This is a genomic window from Acinetobacter sp. NPDC052428 (assembly GCF_044547685.1).
In the GTDB taxonomy this organism is placed as follows: Bacteria; Pseudomonadota; Gammaproteobacteria; order Pseudomonadales; family Moraxellaceae; genus Acinetobacter; species Acinetobacter lwoffii_G.
Genome location: NZ_JBIUAT010000015.1, coordinates 1 through 17,571 on the forward strand (window position 1 = coordinate 1; position 17,571 = coordinate 17,571).

The window sequence follows — 17,571 nt, forward strand, 5'->3', positions numbered from 1 at the left end:
AAGGACAAGCATCGTCATTTTATTATGGTCAGCCTCAGGGTGAAGTGTGTCTAATCAACAGGGTTTTCGGTCTCTAAGCACTTTTTAAAGGGAACTTCATCGACTCAAATCTCTATTTGCAACAGTGCCCGTGAAATAAGGTTCGGTATTCCCGCCAATAGCTCAGACAGAGCAGAACCTGATCCTCCAGGCTTAACTTGGGCGGTCTGCCTTTGGTAGGGACATGCCTCTGCAATTGCTCAACCATCAAATAGAAGGTTGACCATGAGATGCCCGTGTATCGCTTGAACTGAGGATCAGAAAGCTTGTTTGAATCGATGTATTTCATCCGCAGATTATGCACGAATGCCAAGAAATCTGGAGTGCAAATATCAACCAAAAAGAAGATCATTTTTTGATTTATGCAAGAGATCTAATAAAATCCTCTTAATTTAAGAGGATTTTATTTTATAGTTTAACTACAATTATTTTTATGGAAATATTCTATATGAAAATCATAGACTAAAGAAAAACTTCTTTTGACGAGAACTGAGACGTTCCATATCTAAACCTAGAGATGTTAAAAGTTTTGAAAAAATCACTATTTTCTTATTATTAATCTCCTCCTGAAGTTCACTCATATTACAAGCATCTGAAAATGCCGAATTATATCCATTTGTTATATATTTTATATCCTGAATTACATCAGAAAAATCTTTTTTATTTTTAAGGTTTTTATTTAAAGAATCATATACATCTAATTTATTATTAATTGTTTTAAAAATTGAATTAGGTATATAAGCTTTAAATCTATTGCCGCTAGATCTGAATTCCAAACCTAAAAAATCAATAGGCTGATTCTTAACAATTTTAGTTTTTAGTTTGTCTTTTAGAGGAGGGATTGCAAGATCAATTTTTTTTAATTCCTCAGTTACTAAATTTAAATATTTTAGAGCTTCTAGGCGAGATGAGCAAAATATAACTAAATCATCTGCATATCTTACATAAGGGATATTTTTTTGATTCATAAAAGTATCAAATTCATAGAGATATAAGGATGCAAGGAATGATGACATTGGCATACCTTGTCTAATGCCTTTTCCTCTTTTAGATTTTAAAAAATCTATTTCTTTAGCACCAATTAATTCAGTTTCTTTAAGTCTAGTATCAACTTTGATAATTTTTTCTAATAGAAAGTTTAATTCAGGTATATCTAGTTTTTCTTCAATATTTTTTTTGATTAACTGACGATTTAAATTATCGAAGAATGCTGAGATGTCCGTTTTAAGAACATACGAGTATTTATTTCTTAATTTTAAAGCTTGTATTCGTGCAGATATTGCACCAGCTTCACTAATTTTAGATGAAAAGTCATAATTAGTAGCTAATATATATTTATTTTCATGTTTTTCTTTTATATATTTTAAAATAAGTTTTTGAATTATGCGATCTTGTATTGACGGAACGCATATTAATCTTAACGAACCATCTGGTTTTTCCATTAAAATAGGATGTAATGGTTGAGGAGAATATTTTTTTTTAGATAAATTATCTAAAAGTTCAACTAAGATTTTTTCTTTGTTTAAATTAAATTCATTAAATGATAAATATTCTGGATAGTATTTAGTGTTTAATAAATAAGGACGTTGTTTATTGAATAACTTAAAAAAAAATTTAATAAAGTTTTCTTTAACGTAATCATAAAATGTCATTTACTCTTTCTCTGTAAGTTGTCATTAAAAAGTAAACATGTATTCTTTTCCGAATTGGTTTGATACTTTCTCCACCCATTGCTCTATTTTGTCAGCTGTCATGACTTGAAAATCTCGCCAATAATATTTCATCTGCTTCCATACCATCTCGATTCGATTTAACTCAGGGCTATAAGCTGGAATAAAATACAGATTCGTCGAAAAGTTAGTTTTAAGTAGCTCTCTGTAATCAGCCATCTTTTTACTTCTATGAATCGAGGCATTATCAACAATAAGAACCAATGGAAGGTTATACGTCTGTTTTACTTGTTGAGCTATTCCAGTTAAATATGCATAAAACCAAGTGCTTGTCACTGACTCTTGTAAACAACTAGTCACCAGTTTCCCCGTTGAAAGCAAACACCCCATGACATTAACTCGTTTTAATCTTATTGCATCAACCGCATGAACATCACCTATCTTTGTCCACGCATAGCGGTTATCAGGTGTAGATGAAAATCCTGTTTCATCAACATAACCTAATATAATTTCACCACGTGCCGCTTGCTCTCGTAATTCTTCAATCTGCTGTGTTGCTTGTTCAAATGCAATCGGATCTCTTTTTTTTCAAGCTATGACGGGTACGCTTGAAGACCATACCTGAATCACGTAAAAACTTACGAATGGTTTCAACAGACACGGACACTTCGTATTCTTCATGTAGTTTGACTCGGATTTGTTCTGCATTGAGTGGACTTGTATTGACCCAATCTAGGATTTTCGCCTGATAGTCTGAGATCAATGTATTGGGTCGACCTGAGCGATGACCTTCTTTAATCGATTCAAACTCATACAATTCCCAACGTCGGCGTTGTAGCCTTATGGTTTCTGGGATACGTTCTTGTAGAGTGGCAACTTCCGCAACACTTTTACCTTCGGAAAGCCAGAGAATAGTTTGGGCACGTTGCCTTTCACGCCAATGTTTTGCATGCTTGACCAGAAAAATGAGTCGTTCTCGCTGTTCTAAACTAAGTGGTACAGAAACAATTCTAGGCATGTGTGAACATCTGTTAACTAAAAAAACCTTTTCGCATCATTAGTTATTTTTGTCAACTTATGTTTACAAGGCTACCCATACAGGTACGAAGTGATTCTACGCATCTCACCATCACCGCTGTTCACTAATTTTTCGATGAACGTATAGCATCCTGTCAAGGACTCTGCTGAAATATGTGTGATGTGCTGTACTCGGGTCGCATCATTGAAGTTTTTGCCGTGTTTTGGCAGCGCTTCAGACTGAAAAACCAACCCAAAGTCAATTTGATTAATAGCTATGTATTTATAGCATTTTATATAATCAAAAGTCAAGCATAATATTGTAACAAAACAAGACAGTAGCGTTCCCATGGTAAAAGGGCTAATGAATAACACAATTATCATGGTTAATATCATTACTGCCGTAAATATGCTCTGGAATAAAACCATGCTATGTTGATTCTGTTGTGCCTTCATTATTGCAGCCTCCGAATTATTGTTGGATTCCTCTCTAAAAATGGTAGCAAGAGGAACGAGGATTCTACGCATCTCACCATCACCGCTGTTCACTAATAACTCGATGAACGTATAGCATCCTGTCAAGGACTCTGCTGAAATATGTGTGATGTGCTGTACTCGGGTCGCATCATTGAAGTTTTTGCCGTGTTTTGGCAGCGCTTCAGAATCAACGCCATCAATATAAGCTAAATTTAATCATAGGCATAGTTTTAATTATTGTGAGTTATAACTTTAGGAATTTCTTTTAAGTTATTTCTATATTTTATGAAAAATAGTTTCTATTTAAGCTGTCCTAAAATTAACCCAATGCATCCTATATAAAATACATTTTATTTATATTTTAAAAATCAGTAACATAATACTTTGTAAAAATCCCATTCAATTTCTAATAGGATTTTTCATGGATTTATCACGTTCTAAGGTTTTCATAATCTCAACTAAATATAGTCGCCAATTCAAATTGAGTTACTCACCTGCTTTTAAATACCGATATACCGCCTGTCGACTAATTCCAAATGCCTGGCCTAATGCCATTTTTGAAGGGTACTTCCCTTCCTTCCATGCTTGTCGTAAAGCTTCAGCTTGATCAGGTTTCAATTTATGTACCCGGCCTTTGTACTTCCCTTGGACAGAGGCTAGTTTAATTCCTTCCTTTTGTCGCTCTAGAATAATCTCACGTTCGAACTGTGCAAAAGCACCCATCAGTTGCAGCATCAAATTATCCATCGGGGTGGATTCAGCCGTAAAAGTAATATTTTCTTTTACAAACTGGATGGCGATCCCTCTTTTAACCAGTTTATCTACTTCAGTGACCAAATCTTTTAGGCTTCGTGCAAAACGATCCATGGAATGTACAACAACCCTATCCCCTTCCCGGACATAATTCAACATTTCCTGAAATTTCGGTCGGTCGGTATTTTTACCCGAAGCTCGGTCAACAAAAATCCGGTCGACTTCAATTCCCTCAAGTTGACGCCCAGTATTTTGCTCGACAGAACTGACCCGGATATACCCTATTTTTTGGCCTTTCACTCTTTTTCACCCCAATTAGATAAAAATGAACAATTTTGTAAATTATAAATCTTTAATATCAAAGTTACATGTTATATATGGTTAAAAAGCATTTAAATGGTACATAGTTTTACGAACTTTTAAAGTGTTACTTTAGGGTATACTCTAAAGATACATTAAATAAGATTTAGAAAATGTGATAAGTACACGTCACGCGACACAAGTTTTGTCATTTGCGACACATAATTTGTCATAGATAAAAAAACCGCCAAGAATGGCGGTTTTTTTATCAAGTCGAATAATAATTTTAGAAAACTAAAATTTCATGGATTTTGATAAGCTGTAATTTTTTTTATTATTTGAGTATCTAATTTAGGCATCTGCAAGATAGTAAATGTATTTTTACCGTCTAATAATATAATACTAATCGTTTGATCGCGTTTTTCATAACATTGAAAATTTAAGTTTGGTCTTGTAGGCATAAGCTTAGAATGAATATTTTTCTCAAAACGATAATAATATGTATAGTTTTTAGAGAAACCTGATGCTACTTGTTTTTTTAAAAGTTTATACCCTTCTAAATTTTGAGTTTTAAGAAAAAATGTAATAAGACCTTCACACATATTATGGTGGTGCAGCACTTGCTGAGTAGGCTTTTCTAATTTACAGGCATTTAATCCAAATAAAGTTAAGACTATTAAAATAATTTTCACACTAAGTATCCGTTTTTCATCTAAAAAGAGAATATCTCTGTTAAAGTAATGGATACAGATACAAAAATATTTAAAAAATGGGTACAGACTAGTAATGTTTCAATATCAGATTTTAGCAACTCAATTAATCAATAGAATCAAAAATCAAGAGTTAAAGTCTGGACAGAAGATGCTGTCTTTACGTCAGTTTTCTAGACAGCAAAACATTAGTATTAACACGGCAAAAAGTTGCTATGACTTACTAGAAGCCAAAGGCTTTATTTATGCAGTAAATAAGTCAGGATATTTTGTTCAAAATGTTAAAAAAGCAATAAAAGTCTCTAATTTAGCTTTACCTCAACACTATGATTTTGTTCCTGATGTTCAAGAGGTTTCTCATTTGGATCTACAAATTCAGATCCAAGAAGCAGCAACTAAAAAACAAGTAGCTCAATTAGGCTCAGTTCAACTTTCTCCAGATTTAATCCCAATCACTCTTTTACAACGATCCCTACTTAGGGCAATTAAGAACAGTAAAGCTGAAGATTTTCTCTATAGTGATCGACAAGGCCATGCTCTATTACGTAATGCCCTATCTGAGCACTGGGCAGAAGATGGCTTTTATATTGCACCAGAACATATCTATATTAGTAATGGGTGTATGCCTGCGCTATCGGTGATAGTTCAAAGACTGACACAAGTCGGAGACAGTATTATCGTGCCAACTCCCAGTTATAATGGCCAGCTACAATTATTAGCCCTGTTAAAACGTAAAATTGTGGAAATTCCTGCAAATATAGAAGGCATTGATTTACAACGCTTAGAACAAGCAATGCAACAATCAGGGGCAAAAGTCTGTTTACTGACTGCTAATTATCAAAACCCTTTAGGATTTTGCCTATCCAATAAAGATAAAGAGAAAATTGCACAATTAGCGGCTAAATATCAATGTTATGTTATTGAAGATGATATTTATGCTGAATGTTGTTTTGATACTCCACGTCCTTTACCAATCAAATATTGGGATGAAAATGGCTATGTCATTTATTGTGGCTCTATTTCTAAAACAGTATCACCTGCGTATCGTATAGGCTGGTTTTGTATTCCTCAAACTCTCACTTATTTACATGCCAAACTGATCACACAGAATATAAATGTAAATACCCCCTTACAGCTTGCACTAGCAGATTTAATTTATAGCCGTTCATATCAACAGCATTTAAGTGCCTTACGCCCAAAACTATGTAAGCAAGTCGAAGAGTATCGGCAGTTCATCGCTGAGGCTTTTAAGGGAATTACTTTCGGTTTAACTAATCCTCAAGGTGGATATATTTTATGGTTACAATTTTCAGAAAAAATAGATAGTTGGGAGATGTATTGTTTTGCTCAACAGCAAGATATTAATATTGTGCCAGGCTTGGTTTTCGGTATAGGAAGTCGCTATAACAATTGTATAAGAATTAATGTAGGGCATTCTCTAACTAATGAAATTAAACAAGCCATACATATACTCGCATGTTGGGTAAGACAACAATTACAATAATTGTGATTATGTGAGCTTTAACATCGACTTAATACTTAAAGGAAATTTATTCTTCAGAAAATGACATTAGTTGAGTCGCAAAACTTTAAAAATGACAGCTTATGAGTCGCAACTCTTTGTCATTATATGTCGCAAAATCTTATAAGTATTTAATTTTTAATTACTGCTTATGACAAATAACGTGTCGTTTGAGGAATACGTCATGCGACACATAGTTTTTCATTTGCGATGCATAAAATGTCATTGAACGAAACATAAGTTGTTATTAATAAAAACCGCTCATAGTTAGCGGTTTTTATTTACTAGCTACAATGGCTCTTAATTCTTAAAAAAAGATTTAATAACTAACCATAATTTTGAGAACCAGCTATCACTATCTTGTTCCGAATTAGATCCCTGCTTATTCTTGTTAGCAATATACTTCTGTTTATCAAAATTATCTTTTGCTTGAACACTAGCAATTTGCTTCTGGGTAAATTTATCAGCCCAAATAACTCGATTATTCGTAATGAAATAATGTGATTTACAGCGGTAGTTCCAATTACCTATAGATGGTCTAAGCGAAACTCTATTCATATTCTTTTTGAGTTGCCAATCGGCTGGTGATAGAGGTGTAACCACCTCTTCACCACAACCACAACAACACTTATGAATAGCAGTTTGATACACATCACTGATATACAATTTACCCTCTTCAATTGTTTCAGGAATAAACTCTATAAACACTGGTGTAATCTGTTTAACTGCCATTAACTATACCTCTATGCAATCATCACGTGTCAATGACTGGAAAGGGATTACAAGATTCAAATTATGAGCATTGAATTGATCAAGATAGAATCCCATAACTTGTTTCCAACGCATTACAGCTAATGCAGCATTTAATGCATTAAGATCAGCAACTTGGATATTACTACGATAGATAGCTTCGTCATCATCGTCCTCTAGATTTAACCGTGATGGTAAATGACTATTCAAAGTATCAGTTGCTAGAGTAACGCGACATGTACCTCGTAACTGTGGATCTCCATCCAAACCATTAGAGACCTCCACCCCGATTCCAACATCAATAAATGGAATGCCTTTTTTAACGAGATGATCTGTAATAACTCGCCGAGTCGTTCCATTATCTACAGCAACAAAAACGAAAGTACATTCATCCAATTCATGTATATTTTGCTCATCTAAGAAGTAATCATGAGCAAAAATACCTTTTCTCATCGCTGAATATATCTCTCGGAAATATTCAACCTTCTTAGGTATGGCTTGGAGCTGCTCCAATGATGCAGCGCCAGGAGCTCTAAACGCATTATGTGTTTCGAAGCTATCCGCATCAAATAAGTGAATCTCTTGAACTGGAGTCTTAGCAAGCAAGTCTAAAATATAACTTCCCGTCCCACCAACACCAACAATGCCTATTCGAGATTCTTCAAGCTTCTGGGTGATGGCTGTAATCCCTACACGAGATGATGCCGTATCTGGATAGCAGAATACTGATCTTTCATCACGCTGACCATGTACTACATGTGTTCGACCATCAGCATTTGCATCAACAACACGAGCTTGGCTAACAAACAGCGTGTGATAATGAACTACCTTGTCATAAAAATTGCTAAAAGGCTGATCATTTGGTTTATTAGACAAATAGTAATCAGCATTAAAGTCATCAAAGAGAATTGTTTTATTCTCACTATTTACAACTTGGGACATCCCATTACCTAAAGCATCATGAGGGTATTCACCCTTAAAATACATAGTATGGTCTTGGGGCTGTGTATCAATTTCTCCATTTTCAACAAATGGACAAACTAAAATTGCCTCTTTTATTTCACGTGACTGATTGAGGTAAGGAATAGAGTGCACCAGCAAATGCTGGCGCTTGATTTCAACCTCGAAACCGTCTTCAATCAATCGCTTTATTGAGGGATTAAGAACGGTTTGTTTTATTGACATCAAATTTCATCCCATTTCGAATAGCTACCGATTGTCCTGCAACTAGAGTTCCATCAGGTGTTTGTGGTCCAGCATATGCAATTGTATATACAATATTTGGATCAAATTGACCTGGAAAGGCTAGCTCTATAACCTCTTCATAGCTAATTCGATCGCCATCGAATTTTTTAGGACGCGCATTAACAATAATGTTAACGTCTCTATCTTTATTACCTTTGCTACTTTCTAAATGTTGTGACATTGTGTCACTCCTTTATTACTTATTGGCAAGGTCTTTTATTACAGTTATAATTATCTTCGCCAAAAGAAAACTGTTTAGACCTTGTCGTTTAATTTCTAATTAGATTGCTCTAACTAAACACTAAAGCCTCGATGTATTTTCATTGGGGCTTTTTTAATTCTCAAATAAATTAACTCATTAGATGCCACCTCCTATTAAATGAGTATTCGTAAACTACTCATTTAGTTCTACAACAACCATTAACTAACGCACATTGTTTAACCAATCCTCATAATCACATAATCATTTTGATCATGTCAAGTGGTAGTTTTGATTATTTTATGCCATATTAATGATCGTATACAATCACTTCATAGTGTTAGAGGCTTTATGTAATGGAAGGGAAAAAAATTAATAAAAACTTGGAAGAAAGACTAAGATTTATAGAGTTAACTTTAAGGTTCAAAGGCTGGTGCTCTAGATCAGACCTAACAAAAAAATTTGATATATCATTACCAGCTGCAACTCGGGATTTCAGAGAGTATAGAGATTTATGTCCAAACAATATGAATTTTAATGAGGTAGGAAAACATTATGAAATTAATTTGCATGAGTTCATTCCTCATTTCCCAATCAATTTCAAAACAGCAGTAGGCTTCATAAGAAATAGTACTAACTCGAAGACTATCGGGCTAAGTGAATTCGATTCTATTCAATCACCTCCACGACTTTCTGAGCCTGATTTAGATGTTCTATTAAAAATAACTAGAGCAATTTTGGGTAACACAATTATAGAGATTGAATATTTCTCAGTAGATAATGGTTTTTCTAACAAAAAACTTGCCCCTCATTCATTAATCGACAATGGCTTAAGATGGCATGTAAGAGCATATGATTACGAAAAATGTAGATTTGCTGACTTCGTTTTAACACGATTTAAGAATGTACAAGAAACCAAGATAAAAGTAGAAAAAAATGAATCTAGAGCACAGGATAATCAGTGGAATAGACTTGTTAGATTAGAGCTTATCCCTCATCCAAATTCTAATAATGTGCATTGTCCTGAAACATTATTACATGACTATAATATGACAAATGGAGTAAAAGTCGTCGAAGTAAGAGCTGCTGTGGCTGGCTATTGGTTGCGTCTATGGAATATTGATTGTTCACCTGATCACAGCTTAATAGGGAAAGAATTTCATCTTTGGTTAAGAAACTCTGTTGCTTTATATGATGTTAAAAGTGTGTATCTTGCTCCAGGTTATAAAAATTTATTAAAAGACTAAAAATGGGGAGGATTACCACAAGAATTTCAAGGTACGACGAAATCATACAAAGTAATCCCATATGAAAACTTCGGCATGATGCCATTTTTTTTATTAGCTACATATTTTATTGGTCAAGATACTAATCCATGGTTCTTGATGACATTGGAAATTTCTTCACTAAAAATAATTTCAACATCATTATTGCCGTCAGCATTTAAAGGCTTTTTCACTATCATAAAGAGGTCTTTAAGAATCTTTAATGTAAGAGGATCTTGACCAGTACTTTGAAGACGATAAGCAGATTCATCAAGAATAGTATTTAATCTTTTGATCTTGCTTTCATGAATATTCTTCTCCACAGAAATAAGATAAGCACGGTAAAGGATCGCTATGACAGTTTTATATTTTATATAAACTTGCATATTCAGTCTGCCAGCTTGAGGAGAGGATATAAGCATATCTTTGCAAATTATTTTTCTGTTAGATACATCAAAATCTGAGTGGGTTAACAAATCTCGAATTTCACGCTGAATATGCACTTTATTGAAATAAGGTAAGCTGGTTTCAATCGCTTTTTTTAGATTTTTAATAGTCAGGTTCGTTTTATTATTAGCAAGACTTGAGAAATCCATACCTCTTGAATTATCCGCATATACCAAAGCATTGCTACGCGTCATCATTGTAATAGCTGACCAGAATTGATAGTTAAGTTCAGCCTTGAGCTCATCACTTAGATCAAGAGCCATATAGTTATCATAGATATAAATAATATCATCAATATTTTTTAAAAGCTCAGAGGCAACCGCTACCTCAGATTTAACAGGATTAGGATTGAACTCGATTCCAATCATGGAAGATATTAGAAACCCGAATAATCGAGCCATATCCTGATTTTCAATAATAGAAGCATAGCTGTACTCTTGAGCTAGAGTATCCATTGCTGTTTGAGCTAATGCTTCATATAAATCAGAGTCTTGTACCGGACGTGCTATATTTTTAACAACCACTGAAACATCCGGATGTATAAGACTGGTAAATAACCCTGAGGCAATATTAAATTCAGCATTAGATTTAAGATGGTCATTCATCATAAGAACACGAATAAGATATTTATTATTCTTAATTTTTTTATGAGTTGAAACTAGACTTATGATGGCATACGTAAATCTTGGGTCTTCAGTATCCATGTAGGAAATACCTTCAACTTTATAAGGATGGCGATAATTCTTAGGTGGTACTAGTTTAATTTTTTGCTCTGACATGTGAATTCTTGAAGAAACCTCGAAGTTTTAAAAATAAACATTGGGATAGACTAAGAAAATGAATTATCAATACTTTTCCTATTCTTGCACAGTTTTCCTTTTTTAGCATTTGAAGGTAAGACTAAAATTCCTTTTAACTTGGACTTCTTTCTGATGGAGGTTGTATCTAAAGAAAAAAAGAATAATCATTTTACCAACCATAATCGTCAAAAATGACAAGAATCACAAATACATTTCATAGTAAGCTGCTGACGCTTTATGTACTTACTTTAGCAATTCTCATTAATTTTCTATTTGTTTAAAAATCCGCATATGTACCAGAATCAACTAAAAGATCAGTTGAGTATTGCATAATTAATGAACACAAAGAACTTAAATCCTCCAATCTGGGTTAAATGAGTGATAAAATATCACTCAAAATACCCAATATAGATTTATAGATGAAAGAGCTTTTGTCCCAAGCTGATGACCTGCATGAAAAGTATCTAATCCAGGAAAACCAGAAAATTGCAGAACACAAGGTGCTGGTTAATCAGGTACTGGAGTCCTATGACCAGAAAACTGTTGCTGAAATACTTCGTAGAGTAGGTCAGTATGACTGGACCCGTGAAACGCTGAATAAATGGCTGAATGGAAAGAGTGCACCAAGGGCATTGAGTGAAGGTGAAGTAGAAATGCTTCAGCAAAAAATGCTTCCAAAACCACCAGCCCACCATCCAGATTATAAATTCCGTTTTATTGATCTTTTTGCCGGTATTGGTGGGATCAGAAAGGGATTTGAAGAAATCGGCGGACAATGCGTGTTTACCAGCGAATGGAACAAGGAAGCCGTCCGGACATACAAGGCTAACTGGTACTGTGATCCTGAACAGCATAAATTCAACGAAGATATCAGACAGGTTACGCTGACTGAAGATCCGGATACAGACATCAATGAAGCTTATGAGCATATTGATAACGAAATTCCAGATCATGAGGTACTACTGGCCGGTTTCCCATGCCAGCCGTTCTCTCTGGCAGGTGTTTCAAAAAAGAATTCCCTTGGCAAGGCTCATGGTTTTGAATGTGAAGCACAGGGAACCCTGTTTTTTGATGTGGCACGTATTATTGCTGCAAAACAGCCAGCCATTTTCGTACTCGAGAATGTAAAAAACTTGAAAAGCCATGACAAGGGAAATACCTTCCGTATCATCATGAAGACGCTGGACGAGCTGGGCTATGATGTTGCAGATGCTGACGCGAGTGGTCCGAATGACCCCAAAATCATTGACGGCAAAAATTTCCTTCCCCAGCACCGTGAGCGTATTGTACTGGTAGGCTTCAAACGCAGTCTGGATATCAAGGGAGACTTTTCCCTGAAAAATATCAGTAAACTCTTCCCTGAAGTCCGTCCGACCATACAGGATGTGTTAGAAACAGAAGTAGCAGACAAGTACATACTCACTGAAAATCTCTGGAAGTATCTTTACAACTATGCAAAGAAACATCAGGCCAAAGGTAACGGTTTTGGGTTTGGTCTGGTAGATCCGAAAAATCCTGGCAGCGTGGCCAGAACCCTTTCAGCTCGTTATCATAAAGACGGTTCGGAAATACTAATTGACCGCGGCTGGGACATGCAGCGGGGAGAAGAAGAGTTTGATGATCCAAATAACCAGAAAAACCGCCCACGTCGTCTAACACCACGGGAATGTGCCAGACTGATGGGCTTCCAGAAACTGGACGGAGAAGATTTCTTCCGTATTCCGGTCTCGGATACACAGGCATACAAGCAGTTCGGCAACTCGGTTGTTGTGCCTGTTTTCGCTGCCGTTGCAAAGTTACTGGAACCTTATATTTTACGTGCAGCAGAAATCCGGAAGCGTGAAAAAGACAAGATGTCTGCTTAAAAGCTATAAAAATCACTAAAATAGAGGTACGATCCGGTTAGAAGACAATGACTGGATTGTATATGGCCACTCTCAGACAGATATCACAGAAAATGCAGGATCTGGGTGCAACCCGTATCCTGCTCAAGCTTCTTTCCAATAATGACAATTCCAAACAGCAGATCTATTTTGGGGGGAATTTTGAGGTTATTCAGGACTTCCCGCTGGGAGAGATCCGTGCTGATGGAGAGTCCAGCAAAGGCCCTATATTCAAGGCACCTCTCAAACTGTTCTGGATTACACCAGAAGGTGAAACTGAAGAAGCCGCAGGTTCCCAGATTATCCTTTATCCCAAATATCCGGAAATCAGGCTTTCGGGATTCCTTCGTGGCTGCTCGCTTGCCCCAAGCAAGATAATGAAACCACCAACATCAGAAGAACGTGAACGGTATGCCAGCCAGAAACGGGGCATGATACTAGGACTGACTGATGACAAGGTCTTTGCGTATACAGGATCATGGAATGAAGAAATTTCAAAAGAGATCCAGGAATATACCGAACAGAATCAGGACAAGCAGGTCCTGTCAGTTTTCTATGAATATTACTCCAGTCTTGCAGACAGTCAGGGTCTTTTAATTGAAAAACTCAAAGATATCTACATCAAAGGGCTCATAAGATCCAGAAGACTGGACAAAGACGGTACTGTTATCTTCTATGAAGCACCTAATGGAGCCGGTTTTACCCTTGAATGCGAATTTGGCATCATTCCAAACGGAAATGCCAGTCCAGATTTTCTGGACTGGGAGCTGAAAACAAGATCAAAAAGCAGTACAACTCTGATGACTCCTGAACCGGATATCGGACTCTATCGTGATAGCTATGCAAATTTCATGAATACCCATGCAAACCGTAGGCAACCGCATCAACTTTATTTTACCGCCAAACACCAGACTGGAATCCGAAATCCGGAAACCCACCTGACACTTTTCATTGAAGGGTATGATCTGGAGAAAAAGAAAATCACCTTGAGCGAGGGTGGCTATTTTCTGAAAAATGACAATGGAGAAATTGCGGCCGGGTGGACCTTCAGCAAACTGCTCAATCACTGGAAGAAAAAACATACAAAAACATGCTATGTCTCATATACTAATTTAAAAATTGAAGGATCTACCTATTACCAGTTTGGCCCAAAGGTATCGCTGGCTAAAGGAGCGAGTATTGAAAAATTCCTGGATGCCCTGTCTACAGGAATAGTAGTCCATGATCCAGGATGTAAATATGCATTGGATCAGAATACAGGTAAATGGAAACAGAAAAAACGTAACCAGTTCAGGGTGTCAGCAGGCAATTCAGCTTGTCTCTATGATGAATATAAGGAGCTTGATCTGTCATCAGAGGAATAAGTATGGCTGTATTTTCCCAAAGATCATAGATCTCTTTGAATGTCACGTATTTTAAGAAACTGTTCATCACCTGCAAGCCAGTCAGCAATTGTACTGACTACTTTTTCCGGATCTTTTTTGGCTCCCCGAATACTGCATTCCCAGACGATACAGACCCGCCAGTTACTGGCGAGCAGGAGATCTACAGCTCTGGAATCATTCGCCTGATTACGACAGATTTTTTCCTGCCAGAATTCAGTCCGCGTTGCCGGTAACCTGAAAAGATGGCAGTCTTGGTGGCCATGCCAGAAACAGCCATGTACAAAAATCACTGACTTATATTTTGGTAGCACAATATCCGGTTTTCCCGGCAGATCCTTTACATGAAGACGATAACGGAATCCTTTTTTATGAAGCAGGTGTCTTATTAGCAATTCAGGCTTTGTATTACTGCCTTTGATTCCGGCCATCATACGGCTACGTGTAGAAGGGTCAACAATATCTACCACTAGTCTCTCCTATCCTTCCTGACTAATCCTTTTCTCTTTTATTCCTTCAGTAATTTTTATCATCCAATAAAGGAGAGCAAAAAATGGAATAAGCAAGATTAATAGATAAAGGATACTAAAATTCAGAAAGTATCTGGCAAATGATAATGCTGTTAGTAAGACCAATAATCCGCAGACTGTATAGAAAATTTTATTGCGTTTACTAACCAATTCGACAATAGAAAGATCCTGATTTTTCATTCCATGATCCTTAGTAGCTTGAGCAATACTGCATTTCTCTATAACCATGAAGCATATTCACCAGAACCATTAACTGGTTAAGGTATGTGCAAGGTAATCCATTTAATTCAGGGAATTTTTCCCACATTAAATATTTGTCTTTGTAAAGAAAGCTATTTCTCTTAAATTTTTCTTGACCAGATAATTCAATTTTCATTTGTTCAAGCTGCTTAAAATGCTCAACCACATCGTCTGGAATCGGCATATTGAGTGCTACACTCTTACCATTGAACCAATATTGGATTGGTCGGACGTTAATAGATTCATTAAAGCCTATAGCTTTGAAATAATCCCTTACTGCTTCAGCGTTATAGAACCCCAATGATTCAACTAGCAGTTTAAAATCTGCATTTGTCATTATATACCGTCCTTAATCAGATTAAATTTGATTATATAGTCCACAGGTGGACAAAACAAGTAATATCCAAAGTTTAACCTTCTATTAGTTTTAGTAGATCATGGACTGCCAATGTTATTGTCTGGTCCATAATCTCTAAAACGTCTAATCCCGATGCTTGGACAATTGCTGCAAGCTGCAGCTATTATTCAAGCCTCTATTCTAACTATCTAATGCAGATCCATAGCAGACATATCAGAGCAAAGTGTCTACTTTGCGAACTGACGCAATCAGTTAAATTTTCCCTTCCCTGATTACCGTTGATTTTCAAGCGAGCTTTAAAAAGCTGTGCTTTTTAAATGGCGACTGCAGAAAATGAACTACTCCCATTTGATCCAGTAACGAGATATAAAAAAACACTCTTAATGGGTGTTTTCGTGGCCTAGATTATCGGGATATATCTTTATTTTTAGTTCTCTCTTGAGTTTTAATTTGTGGCTGCTGTTTTGGAGCATTGGCATCATAAGCCGTTAATTTTGGCTTATGAAATTTCTGATTTTGAATATCGGTATTGTGTTGAATCTGAAGCTTAGTTTTATCATTTTTGGTTAGAGCTTTTTCAGTTGTTTCTTTCAATTTACTCAAGCTTTGGGCTTCCCACTTCCCTTTATTTGCTAATGTTTGAACTCTTGCGCCTGTTGGCAGTCCAGTTTTAGGATCAATTTCTTTAGTATTCACTTCGACTTTGTTAGACCCTTTATAGGTCAGGACAATATCATCATTCTTAATAATATTTTGTTCTTTCAAAGTACGTTCCAGATCCTTCGCCCAGATTGTATTTTTTTCACCTTTACTATTTTCAATAGTGGCATAGTAGCTGCTGTTATTTTTAGGATCATGCTTATAAGGTGCTGCGCCATGATCTACTAATTTTCCAACGTGCATTTTTTTCTGATTAAGCTGTTCAACCGCAACTTCTATACTGGCTGTGCGCTGCTTTTCTGTGAAACCGTCTGCTTTCATTTTTTTATCAAAAACTCTCAGTAAAGCTTTTTCCTGTTCTGACAGGTTATTAATTTTTTCCTTCCGTTCCTGTGCTGGATCTACTTTATCCTTCTCATTTAAAGACTTCTCTTTCTGGCGTTCATTACCCTTTTCAATAGTATTGTGAACTACCTCTTTACCTTGTTCTTTTTTCATATCATTGAGCAAGGCTAGATCAATATCACGAGGTTCATAGCCCTTTACTATCATGCCCTTCATTGAAGCTTCAAGCCATACATTCCGTTTAAATTCTTCAGAGCCTTTAACCTGTATTGTTTCCCATTTTTTAGCTTTTGCTACCTCCACCATTGAAGCAGCAATATGCTTATCATCAATTGTGGTTTTTAAGGCTTTTCCAGAATCTTCAAAAGCTACTTTTTCAGGATTACCTTTAAAGTGATATTTGTCATCTACCACATAATATTTATTGAGCAATGCTTTAGGTATACCTTCTTCACTAGATTCTTTACTGTCATCAGTTTTTAACTTTTTGGTATCAGTTACCTTAGTTTCTTCAGGATCTTGGTTAATACCTTTTAAACCTTTTGAAATATCTATATTTTCAGCTTTTTCAATTGAATTGACCTCAGCTTGATTAGTTTCTAGCGTCTTGCCAAGCTTGGTATAGCCTGTTTGTTCTTTATTAGAACTAGGTTTATCGACCTTGTTTGCTTCAGTCATGATCAAGTCCTTATTGATTAGAAATATTTTGGCGACGTGCTGCTTCGTCAATGATCATTTTTGTTTGAATATATTTGTCTGTTAGAAGTGCAATTTGTCTTTCAGTTTCAGTGCTTAAATCTTTATTTTGCTGATATACAACTATACTTTGCATATAGTTTTTAACAGTGTCAGGTTGATTAACTGCTTTAGATGAAAAGCCATTAGGACTGGTTACAGCTTTATTTGATGCGCAGCCCACAACTGAAAAAGATAGCGCAAGGCTGATTAATGTAAGAGAGATTTTTTTCATAATAGTTTC

At 35.8% G+C, this 17,571-nt stretch carries 17 protein-coding genes and 1 pseudogene; 5 read left to right on the forward strand and 13 right to left on the reverse strand.

Going from position 1 to position 17,571, the window contains the following annotated elements:
* Positions 1 to 77: pseudogene (locus ACIG3F_RS09490) on the forward strand (IS6 family transposase); the annotation flags it as partial.
* A gap of 417 nt (positions 78 to 494) precedes the next feature.
* Here the strand turns inward: ACIG3F_RS09490 and ACIG3F_RS09495 are convergent.
* The 5 genes from ACIG3F_RS09495 to ACIG3F_RS09515 all read right to left on the reverse strand — a co-directional run bounded on the left by ACIG3F_RS09495 (position 495) and on the right by ACIG3F_RS09515 (position 4,948).
* The gene (locus tag ACIG3F_RS09495) at positions 495 to 1,691 is read right to left on the reverse strand and encodes a reverse transcriptase domain-containing protein (RefSeq protein ID WP_396469899.1); all 1,197 of its coding nucleotides are present in this window, start codon (positions 1,689 to 1,691) and stop codon (positions 495 to 497) included.
* A gap of 24 nt (positions 1,692 to 1,715) precedes the next feature.
* Positions 1,716 to 2,282, reverse strand: a complete 567-nt coding sequence (locus tag ACIG3F_RS09500; RefSeq protein WP_108675453.1) for an IS630 family transposase — start codon at positions 2,280 to 2,282, stop codon at positions 1,716 to 1,718.
* Entirely contained in the window at positions 2,272 to 2,727 is a 456-nt protein-coding gene (locus tag ACIG3F_RS09505; RefSeq protein ID WP_004647755.1) for a helix-turn-helix domain-containing protein, read from the reverse strand. Before ACIG3F_RS09505 ends, ACIG3F_RS09500 begins: the two co-directional genes overlap by 11 nt.
* A 962-nt stretch (positions 2,728 to 3,689) precedes the next feature.
* Complete coding sequence (locus ACIG3F_RS09510) at positions 3,690 to 4,256, reverse strand: recombinase family protein (protein ID WP_396469900.1); 567 nt, start codon at positions 4,254 to 4,256, stop codon at positions 3,690 to 3,692.
* 302 nt (positions 4,257 to 4,558) lie between these two features.
* A complete protein-coding gene (locus tag ACIG3F_RS09515; protein WP_396469901.1) occupies positions 4,559 to 4,948 on the reverse strand; it encodes a hypothetical protein in 390 nt (129 codons plus the stop codon).
* A gap of 94 nt (positions 4,949 to 5,042) precedes the next feature.
* Here ACIG3F_RS09515 and ACIG3F_RS09520 point away from each other — a divergent pair, with 94 nt between their 5' ends.
* Positions 5,043 to 6,470, forward strand: a complete 1,428-nt coding sequence (locus ACIG3F_RS09520; RefSeq protein WP_396469902.1) for a PLP-dependent aminotransferase family protein — start codon at positions 5,043 to 5,045, stop codon at positions 6,468 to 6,470.
* A 318-nt stretch (positions 6,471 to 6,788) separates the two neighbouring features.
* On the opposite strand, the gene ACIG3F_RS09525 is transcribed toward ACIG3F_RS09520, so the two are convergent.
* From ACIG3F_RS09525 to ACIG3F_RS09535, 3 genes are read right to left on the reverse strand one after another with little or no spacing between them, the layout of a single operon-like run.
* Positions 6,789 to 7,220, reverse strand: coding sequence for a DUF6527 family protein (locus ACIG3F_RS09525; protein WP_396469903.1), 432 nt, complete (start codon positions 7,218 to 7,220; stop codon positions 6,789 to 6,791).
* Between the two features lie 3 nt (positions 7,221 to 7,223).
* Positions 7,224 to 8,423 (reverse strand): ThiF family adenylyltransferase, encoded by a 1,200-nt coding sequence (locus ACIG3F_RS09530; protein WP_396469904.1) that lies wholly within the window; start codon positions 8,421 to 8,423, stop codon positions 7,224 to 7,226.
* Positions 8,398 to 8,664, reverse strand: coding sequence for a multiubiquitin domain-containing protein (locus ACIG3F_RS09535; protein ID WP_396469905.1), 267 nt, complete (start codon positions 8,662 to 8,664; stop codon positions 8,398 to 8,400). The genes ACIG3F_RS09530 and ACIG3F_RS09535 overlap by 26 nt, the downstream gene beginning before the upstream one ends.
* A 374-nt stretch (positions 8,665 to 9,038) precedes the next feature.
* Here ACIG3F_RS09535 and ACIG3F_RS09540 point away from each other — a divergent pair, with 374 nt between their 5' ends.
* On the forward strand, positions 9,039 to 9,929 hold the full coding sequence (locus ACIG3F_RS09540; protein ID WP_396469906.1) for a WYL domain-containing protein: 891 nt from the start codon (positions 9,039 to 9,041) through the stop codon (positions 9,927 to 9,929).
* A gap of 113 nt (positions 9,930 to 10,042) precedes the next feature.
* On the opposite strand, the gene ACIG3F_RS09545 is transcribed toward ACIG3F_RS09540, so the two are convergent.
* Positions 10,043 to 11,173, reverse strand: a complete 1,131-nt coding sequence (locus ACIG3F_RS09545; RefSeq protein WP_396469907.1) for a hypothetical protein — start codon at positions 11,171 to 11,173, stop codon at positions 10,043 to 10,045.
* A gap of 440 nt (positions 11,174 to 11,613) precedes the next feature.
* Between ACIG3F_RS09545 and ACIG3F_RS09550 the strand changes: the two genes are divergently transcribed.
* Positions 11,614 to 13,059, forward strand: coding sequence for a DNA cytosine methyltransferase (locus ACIG3F_RS09550; protein ID WP_396469908.1), 1,446 nt, complete (start codon positions 11,614 to 11,616; stop codon positions 13,057 to 13,059).
* A 62-nt stretch (positions 13,060 to 13,121) separates the two neighbouring features.
* Complete coding sequence (locus ACIG3F_RS09555) at positions 13,122 to 14,441, forward strand: MvaI/BcnI family restriction endonuclease (RefSeq protein WP_396469909.1); 1,320 nt, start codon at positions 13,122 to 13,124, stop codon at positions 14,439 to 14,441.
* A gap of 23 nt (positions 14,442 to 14,464) precedes the next feature.
* Here ACIG3F_RS09555 and ACIG3F_RS09560 read toward each other — a convergent pair whose 3' ends face one another.
* The 4 genes from ACIG3F_RS09560 to ACIG3F_RS09575 form a co-directional block, all read right to left on the reverse strand.
* Positions 14,465 to 14,929, reverse strand: coding sequence for a very short patch repair endonuclease (locus tag ACIG3F_RS09560; RefSeq protein ID WP_396469911.1), 465 nt, complete (start codon positions 14,927 to 14,929; stop codon positions 14,465 to 14,467).
* 250 nt (positions 14,930 to 15,179) lie between these two features.
* On the reverse strand, positions 15,180 to 15,566 hold the full coding sequence (locus ACIG3F_RS09565; RefSeq protein WP_396469912.1) for a hypothetical protein: 387 nt from the start codon (positions 15,564 to 15,566) through the stop codon (positions 15,180 to 15,182).
* Positions 15,567 to 15,992: 426 nt separating this feature from the next.
* The gene (locus ACIG3F_RS09570; protein WP_396469913.1) at positions 15,993 to 17,270 is read right to left on the reverse strand and encodes an LPD7 domain-containing protein; all 1,278 of its coding nucleotides are present in this window, start codon (positions 17,268 to 17,270) and stop codon (positions 15,993 to 15,995) included.
* A gap of 10 nt (positions 17,271 to 17,280) precedes the next feature.
* Positions 17,281 to 17,562: a hypothetical protein gene (locus tag ACIG3F_RS09575; RefSeq protein WP_163172815.1), complete on the reverse strand. Its 282-nt coding sequence runs from the start codon at positions 17,560 to 17,562 to the stop codon at positions 17,281 to 17,283.
* Positions 17,563 to 17,571 lie beyond the last annotated feature (9 nt).

What these genes read in the sequence shown, in the direction of transcription:
- ACIG3F_RS09575 (WP_163172815.1), bottom strand. Translation starts at nt 17,562, where the DNA reads ATGAAAAAAATCTCTCTTACATTAATCAGCCTTGCGCTATCTTTTTCA.
- ACIG3F_RS09525 (WP_396469903.1), bottom strand. Translation starts at nt 7,220, where the DNA reads ATGGCAGTTAAACAGATTACACCAGTGTTTATAGAGTTTATTCCTGAA.
- ACIG3F_RS09565 (WP_396469912.1), bottom strand. Translation starts at nt 15,566, where the DNA reads ATGACAAATGCAGATTTTAAACTGCTAGTTGAATCATTGGGGTTCTAT.
- ACIG3F_RS09555 (WP_396469909.1), top strand. Translation starts at nt 13,122, where the DNA reads ATGGCCACTCTCAGACAGATATCACAGAAAATGCAGGATCTGGGTGCA.
- ACIG3F_RS09520 (WP_396469902.1), top strand. Translation starts at nt 5,043, where the DNA reads ATGTTTCAATATCAGATTTTAGCAACTCAATTAATCAATAGAATCAAA.
- ACIG3F_RS09495 (WP_396469899.1), bottom strand. Translation starts at nt 1,691, where the DNA reads ATGACATTTTATGATTACGTTAAAGAAAACTTTATTAAATTTTTTTTT.
- ACIG3F_RS09535 (WP_396469905.1), bottom strand. Translation starts at nt 8,664, where the DNA reads ATGTCACAACATTTAGAAAGTAGCAAAGGTAATAAAGATAGAGACGTT.
- ACIG3F_RS09540 (WP_396469906.1), top strand. Translation starts at nt 9,039, where the DNA reads ATGGAAGGGAAAAAAATTAATAAAAACTTGGAAGAAAGACTAAGATTT.
- ACIG3F_RS09530 (WP_396469904.1), bottom strand. Translation starts at nt 8,423, where the DNA reads ATGTCAATAAAACAAACCGTTCTTAATCCCTCAATAAAGCGATTGATT.
- ACIG3F_RS09570 (WP_396469913.1), bottom strand. Translation starts at nt 17,270, where the DNA reads ATGACTGAAGCAAACAAGGTCGATAAACCTAGTTCTAATAAAGAACAA.
- ACIG3F_RS09550 (WP_396469908.1), top strand. Translation starts at nt 11,614, where the DNA reads ATGAAAGAGCTTTTGTCCCAAGCTGATGACCTGCATGAAAAGTATCTA.
- ACIG3F_RS09545 (WP_396469907.1), bottom strand. Translation starts at nt 11,173, where the DNA reads ATGTCAGAGCAAAAAATTAAACTAGTACCACCTAAGAATTATCGCCAT.
- ACIG3F_RS09505 (WP_004647755.1), bottom strand. Translation starts at nt 2,727, where the DNA reads ATGCCTAGAATTGTTTCTGTACCACTTAGTTTAGAACAGCGAGAACGA.